Annotated in this window: 3 protein-coding genes and 4 pseudogenes; 3 read left to right on the top strand and 4 right to left on the bottom strand. The window is 37.3% G+C overall.

The genetic code is table 11. The features are described 5' to 3' along the window. Positions 1-230: 230 nt before the first annotated feature. Together tnpC and AC07E5_RS04035 are read right to left on the bottom strand one after the other, a co-directional pair. Positions 231-1831, bottom strand: a pseudogene (gene tnpC, locus AC07E5_RS04040) (IS66 family transposase). A gap of 8 nt (positions 1832-1839) precedes the next feature. Beyond that, the gene (locus AC07E5_RS04035) at positions 1840-2214 is read right to left on the bottom strand and encodes a hypothetical protein (RefSeq protein ID WP_498624661.1); all 375 of its coding nucleotides are present in this window, start codon (positions 2212-2214) and stop codon (positions 1840-1842) included. A 286-nt stretch (positions 2215-2500) separates the two neighbouring features. Between AC07E5_RS04035 and AC07E5_RS04030 the strand changes: the two genes are divergently transcribed. Together AC07E5_RS04030 and AC07E5_RS04025 are read left to right on the top strand one after the other, a co-directional pair. Then, complete coding sequence (locus AC07E5_RS04030; protein WP_498624659.1) at positions 2501-2824, top strand: plasmid mobilization protein; 324 nt, start codon at positions 2501-2503, stop codon at positions 2822-2824. Then, a complete protein-coding gene (locus tag AC07E5_RS04025; RefSeq protein ID WP_498624658.1) occupies positions 2821-5679 on the top strand; it encodes a relaxase/mobilization nuclease domain-containing protein in 2859 nt (952 codons plus the stop codon). Before AC07E5_RS04030 ends, AC07E5_RS04025 begins: the two co-directional genes overlap by 4 nt. Positions 5680-5700: 21 nt before the next feature. Here the strand turns inward: AC07E5_RS04025 and AC07E5_RS04020 are convergent. Both AC07E5_RS04020 and AC07E5_RS04015 read right to left on the bottom strand, forming a co-directional pair. Beyond that, positions 5701-5955: pseudogene (locus AC07E5_RS04020) on the bottom strand (IS701 family transposase); the annotation flags it as partial. Positions 5956-6075: 120 nt separating this feature from the next. Then, a pseudogene (locus tag AC07E5_RS04015) lies at positions 6076-6660 on the bottom strand (IS1595 family transposase); the annotation flags it as partial. A 40-nt stretch (positions 6661-6700) separates the two neighbouring features. Here AC07E5_RS04015 and AC07E5_RS04010 point away from each other — a divergent pair. Further along, positions 6701-7192 (top strand): annotated as a pseudogene (locus AC07E5_RS04010) (transposase); the annotation flags it as partial. Positions 7193-7449: the final 257 nt, after the last annotated feature.

Below are 7449 nucleotides of genomic sequence, written 5' to 3'. Positions count from 1 at the left end.
TTTGCCACATCTGATTTAGTGATTGCCATGGGTTTACTTCCTATTGTGTACTGTACTGTATCGTATTTTAGTACATTACAGTACAGTACACAATCGATATTTTTTATGAATTATGACTAGCTAAAACCCTCTGCAGCTGTTCGCTAATGTTTTCCAATTTAGCAAAAGCCGATAGAAGATGATTTCTATTAGATTAATTGTAAGCGTCCGCTGAACCCCATGCCTATTTTTTAATTCGATTTAGGTTTCCAGCGGTGTGGCAGTAACTCTTCAATTTGGGTCACTTTGTGTGTCGGCAGCCTTTTCAGCACATCACTTAAATAGGCATACGGATCCAAGCCATTCAGCTTTGCTGACTGGATTAACGTCATGATGTTTGCCGCTCGCTGACCACTGCGCAGCGAACCTGCAAACAGCCAGTTCTTGCGCCCCAACGCCCAGGGACGCATCTGATTTTCAATCCAATTATTGCAAATAGGTAGATTGCCATCATCCAGATAGCGGCTTAAAGCTGGCCAACGCTTCAGAGTGTAATTGATGGCCTTGGCGGTGGGAGAACTCGATGGCACTGTCAGATAATGTTGGTTGAGCCATTCATACAGTTGTTGCATCACCGGTTGGCTGTGCTGTTGTCGGTATTCGCGGCGCTGTTCTGCTGTACCATCGGTCTTTTTCCTGAGCTCTGCTTCTATCGCATACAGTTTCTGAATCAGCACTAATGCCTGTTCAGCGACCTGACTTTTCCCGGTCACATGCAGTTCATGAAATTTACGACGTGCATGGGCCATGCAGCCCACCTCAATGACATCGCCTGATTTAAAGCGTGCTTTATAACCACTGTAATCATCACAGACCAGATGGCCCTGCCAGCCATTCAAGAACACTTCAGCATGCTGGCCTGAACGACTATCCTGAAAGTCATAAATCACGGCTTGAATTGGATTATATTGGGTTGTTGCATAGGCCCAGACATAACCTTTCTTCGGTTTTTTATCATTCTCACCCATCCGCATGATGGTGACCGGTGTTTCATCTGCATGCAGCACCCGCTGTTGCAGCACTACCTGTTTTAAGGCATTGGCCAGAGGTTCCAGTTCCACACCGCAGCGACCTATCTGAGAAGCATTGCTTCGCAAGAGATAACGTTGATCTAGAAAGCTCGATTCCCGCCCGCTGATAGATCAGGCGCTGACGGTACAGCGGTAAATGATCGGCATACTTCGATACCAGCACATGGCTGAGCAGTTCAGGTGAAGCAATGCCTTTATCAATCACATAGGCGGGCATCGCTTGCTGAGTCAGAGTGTCACACTGATCACAGACCCATTTGCCACGGACAATGCTGTTCCTTATAGAACTGTGCCGGTCTGAAATGCAGTTTTTCACTGATATCTTCGCCGATATGCCGGAGTTGGCATCCACAAGCACATTGGGTTGATGCAGGTTCATGCTCAATACGAATGGTGTGTAGATGATCGGGCAGCAGTCGACGTTTAGGTTTATTTGCTTTGGCTTTGTGTGTCGCTGCATCGGTTTTATCTGCATTTAGCCGTTCCAGTTCTAGATCAACAGCAGCAATATCTTCTTCAACCGATTCATCCCAGAGATGGATTTGTTTTGCGGTGAGATGTTCGTTTTTACTGCCGAATTTGTGCTGTTTAAATAGTGCGAGTTCATGCTCGTATTTTTGATTGAGAATAGAAAGATGCTGAACTTTGGTATCTAATTGCTGGTTTGATTGTGCTAGAGACTGATGCTGCAGCGCCAACTGTCTGGTAAATTCCAGCAGTTGTTCATGGGTCAGTTGGCTTAAATCAGGCAGCGTATTCATTCAATAATTTATTTTTTCTTCTTCAAAAATTCATTTAAATTTTCTGCAGTAATTCCAGTGAAATTATTTTCTTCTAGAAAAGTCACTACTTCTTCTACAGTTGCACCGAGACTGAAGAGTTCAAGTAAGGTTTTCTTGTGTTGAGTAAGTAACTGATTACGTGTGATCGTCTTTTCATTCATTTTTTCTATATGACGAAAAAGAATATCTTCAAATTTTTTAGAATCATTGACACTATAAATTTTTTGATTTTTCTCAACAATTTTTGAATGCTTTTCTTCTTTTGTCGATACAGTTTCAGAAGTATTTTCTGTTGAGGATGTTAAATTTTTATTAGCTAGATTCTGAATATCAAGTTCTGAAACATTCTGGTCTTGTATCATGTTTTTTCCTAAGAATAAATATATAAGCCAATTTTTCTGAATATATTCTATTACAGAAATGGTAAAACTTGACCCATTTCTAATTTTTGAATTACTGAAAAATGTAACATTTTGCACTCAAAAAAAAATATAAATCATTCATTATTTTCATTAACGTCGTTAATTCACTCACTGACCATGACCACCACTAAAAAAGTACAGGATGGGACGATGTATATCACATCGTCCAGATTCACAAATCTCGAGCTCGCTTCGCTCGGTCTCAATTTGTATAAAGTAGAAAAAAATGAAAGTTAAAGCATCAAGAAATAAGCAGATCATTGTTCGTTTAACTGCAGATGAACATCAGCTCATCAAAGATGCCTGTAAGGCATTACAGATGAATCAATCTGACTACATACGTAAAAAAATTTTAAGTGATGACTACGCTCAATTGATTGATCAACGTGATATTCATACGATCAGAATTCTTGGGGTTGTCCTTCCAAAAATACTGATTGAACTCAAAGGTAAGATGTTGACTCCAGAAGAGTTACCCGACATTACGGCACTCACTTATGAATTAAAAATGGTAGTTCGTCGACTCAATGACGAGGTGCTTAAGAGATGATTACTAAGATCATTCCAAATGCATTAGGCACTTCTGTTGAAGATCGTATCAACGGTTTATCAGACTACATACATAATCCAAATCAAACTCGTATCGACTACCTCAGTGACTATATTACTCAGTTGCATGCTAGCTTTAGTCATGAGCTCATTTCTGAAAAATGTGTTTACTCGAACTCACGTAACTTTCTGGATGACAATATTGAGTATCAAAAAATTGAAATGTCACAAACTGCCAGTTTGAACACAAGGGTGGATGACCCAATTGTTCATATCGTCGGAAGTTTTAAAAAATTTGAAGTCCCAACGACCAAACAATTAGAGGAACAAATCGATATTTTAAGTAAACATCTCAAAGCAGATGACTTACAAATGCAGTATGCATTGCACATTGATACAGACAATGTACACTTCCATTTGATCATTAACCGAATCCATCCTTATAAAAAAAACAATCATAATGAACATCAAGCGGTAGATCTAGGTGATGGTTGGATCTTAAATGCAGTACATCGAGCTGTTGCAGAAATTGAAGCAAAACAAGGCTGGGAACCTGAGCCAAATCCTCTGTTTATCTATAATCATGAAACTGGCCAATGTGAAAAAAACATCAACCACATATCAAATCCTGATGCATTTAAAATCAGTGCAAAGATTCGTGATCAAGAACATCGACATCAACAAAAGAGTCAGTTGCGCAATGACATTGCGACTGCAGGCAACTATCAAGATGACCTTGAAAAAACCATTCAGCCCATTCTAAAAAAGGCGAATAGTTGGCAAGACTGGCATCAACAATTAGCATCTTCAGGAATTTTGTATGAGCGAAAACGTAATGGTAGTATTTTTAAAATAAAAACTGATGATCAACAGTCTCTGACGTTTAAGGCTTCTTTATTTTGCAATAAACAAGTCACTTTAAAGAGCTTGGAAAAGCGTTGGGGGGAGTTTACACCTCATCACGCTGATCAGATCAAAATCTATCAGCCCAAATTGAATACGACAGCTCAGCACACTCCACATGAATCCTCAAAGATCTCTGCTTATCATTTATTCCAGAATGAAGACTTTTTGGTTAAGGAGCTTCATGACGCTTATCTCAAGATGAAATCAACTAAAGATGTTTATAGTCAGAATCGTCGATCAAAGTACCGGGATATCAATTTCGAGAATGAAATTTATAAAAACAATAAATCTTCTTTTTTAAAACAACTTCAGAAAAAATTTCCAGAACAGGCTTCTGATACGATTTATACTCTATTGCATTATCAACATCATACAGATCAACTGACCACCAGAGCTGAAATTAGAAAAGTATTTCTTTCCCAAAATCAAAATTTAAGCCAACAGACCTCTGAAAAGCTATTTGATCAAAATTTTTTGTCTAGAAACTTTGATTCAACCCAAATTACCTCTTATGCTGATTTTTTAAGATTTGTCTCACCCACAAATCCTCTATTGATACAACAACAATTTCTATTCGATCAACGTCAGTCTAAAAATTTTATTTATCAAGAAAACCCAGAAATCAAGACTGCCAAAATTTTGTTTGATTCGAATGATCCTAAAGAGCCCATTGGCATTCAGAATAGATATGGGATTCTGGTCTTTAGTAATTATTCAATCACCCGATTACAGCAATGTTTAAAGAATTTACATCCCGAGCATGAAGTATCAGTTCGAGGATCATCAGATTTTAAAAACTTATTTAAGATGCTGTCCAAACATAAATCCAATGAAATTCAAGATACAAACAAAAGTAGAACTCTGCCTGCTCTCTCAGAATTATCATTAGAGCAACTCCAAATTGCCTTCAAGCAACTCTATCAACATTTTAAAACAACAGGCGAATGCAAAAGCACAGCACTGATCAAAACTGGTTTACTTCTGAACTGTTGTGGCATCAAACTGAGCCAGCTCACATCTATTTTAGCAACATGTATTCAAAAGCATCAATTGCCTCAGCTTAATCAAGACGATCAGAGTATCTTGATACAGAGATTGCATAACCTAATCTATACACAAGCCTCAAAATTAAATAAAAAATATTTCAACTCAAATGACATCGAGCAAACCTGGCAATTATATTTTTCTTTACAACATCAGCCTATGATCAACGAAAAATGCCATACCCTTGTTATAACCAACGATGCTTCGCAACATTTGAAAGACCTAACACTTATACCTAAAAATAAAGTGAACAAATCCTATCAACAGACAGAATCTTTATCTGAACTAGATTACTTACAGATGTTTGAGTTTTACGAATACAGCAGAAAAGCTAAGCTACAAAAACAACAGGAATTAGAGCGGAATAATATCTTCACGAGCCCAAAAGAAACATTGAATGATTCTGATCAAATTTTACAGTCAGCCTACCCTCTTAAAAAATATCGTATCGAATACAGATTTGGAGAAACATTTTATATCGATCAAGAGAAAGTCGCTTTTTTTGAAAGTAAAAAATCTGAAAATATTACTGTACTGAGCCAACAACGTGACCATATTCACGATGCCTTATTATTAGCTAGAGATAAGTTTGGTGTTGTATTGGTCTCTGGTACAGATGACTTTAAAAGACAGGTGCAAGAAATTGCACGTGCAACAAATATAAGAATCGAATTTGACCACCCATTAGTAATAGATCGTCAAGTTGAAAGCTCAGCGAACGACAAGATAGATCACAATATTGTGCACCAAATAAATGAGCACAAGACTGTTATTCCTAATTCGCCTCCAACATCACCAACTATAGAAGATCAAACAGACCTCCTCAATAAAGAGAAATCTACAACATTAGACAAAAATTCTAAGAGTCTAAACCATACAAATGATAGCCTTGATTTTGGTTTCTAATACTCTAGGACTTAAGCACTATCATTTATAGATTCTCTGTGGTAGCAGATGATTTTTATCGAGAATAAAGTCATCAATGAAGTCTTTGATGATTGGTCTAAATAATTTCTTCTGCCAACGATATACATTTTCAAAGATTCCCTCAAACTGGTTCTTTTGTATCTCGACGTAGGCCATCAAGGCTGAAAAAATATGATTCAAAATCAGTTTAGATCGTCTTACTTGAAACTTTTCAATATGACAAACCTGTTTAATCACTCGGTGATATTGTTCTATTGTAAGCGTCCGCTGAATCCCATGCCTATTTTTTAATTTGAGTTGGATTTCCAGCGATGTGGCAGTAATTCTTCTATTTGGGTCGCTTTATGTGTCGGCAGCCTTTTCAGCACATCACTNATAATCAAAATACTCTTTTGATATACCGTTGAACTTTGCTAGCCTTCTTTTACAAAAGCTCCAGAATGATTCTATTCCATTTATATGACATTGTCCTCTGGCAAATTCATTCGCTCCATGATTTACTCTAAAATGCTTTGAGTAACCAACATCTACCAAACCATTGTATCCACGCCAACCATCACTATAAATTACAGTTTCAAGTGCAACTTTACCTAAGATAACTTGTTGTAATGTAGTCTTTTTACAATCAGGGACTATTTCTATATAAACTCGACCATTCCTTTCAAATATTCCAAATACAGGTTGTTTTAAAGTACCTCGACCTCGCTTCAATTTCCCATGAAAACCACGTTGTCTTTTTGCTCCAAAATAGCTCTCATCAACTTCAATAGAACCTACAAACTTTGCTCTTAAATCTGTTTGATGATCGTAGATTGCTTCTCTAAAAAGCATGTACCAATAGTTGATGGTATTACGGTTCAAGTTAAGCAATAAGGCTATTTTAGAAGCAGGAATATCAATGCAAAAGCACTGAATAATTTTTTTAATCTTATAGTGACTTAATTTACTGTTTTCTATCATGATTCTAGACTAACATATCTATTCTGCTAGTCTAGAGCCAAAAGATTATTACTGCCCATTAAAATCTAACCGTAAAGTTGACGATTCAAAAGGAGTAAACCCTTACAAAGCAGTCAACGAATTAACTTGGACTGACCAAGAGCAACAAAATGGCAAACTGATTAAAATACATGCCTTTCCTAAAGATTACAAAGTGCAACTGTTCCGAGTAGTGGTTAATGAAAACCGCACGGACTGGATTGTCACCAATGACACCACTCAGGATTCATCAGATGGCACACGATTGGTGTGTGCCATCCGCTGGAAGATTGAGCAGTTTCACCGAGAACTTAAACAACTCACTGGTATTGAAGCTAATCAGTGTCGTAAGGCTCGTATTCAGCGGAATCATATTTGTTGTTGTATGCTGGTTTGGCTGCAGTTAGCCAGACAGGCTAAACGGTTAAAACAATCTTTATATCAGGTTAAAAAGGGTTTACTCAGTGATTATTTGCGTGAGCAGTTACGCTCGCCTTCGGTCGTCTTTGCGTAAGTCCTAAAGATAATAATTTATTTCTGAATTAAAAAACTAGTCAGATAAACTTTTGGATAGTGACAACATTAAAGAAGAATATAGATTTTGGATGTTTAATTAGTTTCTCTTCTGTTTCCATACAAATATTACTCTGTACACGACAAATTTCACAGAACCCTTATCCTATCAGGATTCTGCTTTCTTAAAATTGCCAAAATTTCCTTAAACTCTTCTTTTTTCCCAAAACCAATTAAACGCTGAATCGCCATTTGAAC

The organism is Acinetobacter seohaensis, from assembly GCF_056431365.1.
Note: the sequence above shows the minus strand (reverse complement) of the source record. Positions and strands in the feature narration are given on the sequence as shown.

What these genes read in the sequence shown, in the direction of transcription:
- AC07E5_RS04035 (WP_498624661.1), bottom strand. Translation starts at nt 2,214, where the DNA reads ATGATACAAGACCAGAATGTTTCAGAACTTGATATTCAGAATCTAGCT.
- AC07E5_RS04030 (WP_498624659.1), top strand. Translation starts at nt 2,501, where the DNA reads ATGAAAGTTAAAGCATCAAGAAATAAGCAGATCATTGTTCGTTTAACT.
- AC07E5_RS04025 (WP_498624658.1), top strand. Translation starts at nt 2,821, where the DNA reads ATGATTACTAAGATCATTCCAAATGCATTAGGCACTTCTGTTGAAGAT.